The 548-nt window shown below is 74.5% G+C and carries 1 protein-coding gene; it reads right to left on the reverse strand.

Translation table 11 applies throughout. The annotated features are described in order from the left end of the window. Nucleotides 1-548 (reverse strand): DegT/DnrJ/EryC1/StrS family aminotransferase (locus A4V12_RS22245; RefSeq protein WP_199831353.1); only part of this gene is annotated, 548 nt, incomplete at both ends.

Raw genomic sequence — 548 nt, forward strand, 5'->3', positions numbered from 1 at the left:
ATCTCGCGGCGCCGGGCGTGCAGCCGGTCCAGGTGGGGCAGCTTGCGCAGCAGGAACCCGGCGGTCAGCTCGTCCATCCGGCAGTTGAAGCCGAGCAGTTCGTGGTGGAAGCGCTTGCCGGCCGGCTGGCCGTGGTTGCGCAGCATGCGCGCCACCCGGGCCAGTTCGGCGTCGTCGGTGACGATCATGCCGGCGTCGCCGATGCCGCCGGCGGGCTTGGCGGGGGAGAAGGAGTACACCCCGGCGGTGCCGTGCCGCCCGGCGGGCAGGCCGTCGACCTCGGCGCCGAGCGCGACGGCGCTGTCCTCGACGAGGTGCAGGCCGCGCCGTGCGGCGAGTGCGGCGAAGGCGCCCATCCTCGGGGACTCGGTGAAGAGGTACGCCGGCAGCAGGGCCCTGGTGCGGTCGGTGACGGCGGCCTCGGTGGCGGCCACGTCGAGCATCGCGGTGTCGTACTCGACGTCGGCGAAGACCGGGGTCGCGCCGCGCAGGGCGACGGTGGAGGCCGTGGAGACGAACGAGAACGCGGGGGTGACGACCTCGTCGCC

It is taken from the genome of Streptomyces noursei, assembly GCF_001646665.1.
In the GTDB taxonomy this organism is placed as follows: domain Bacteria; phylum Actinomycetota; class Actinomycetes; order Streptomycetales; family Streptomycetaceae; genus Streptomyces; species Streptomyces lavendulocolor.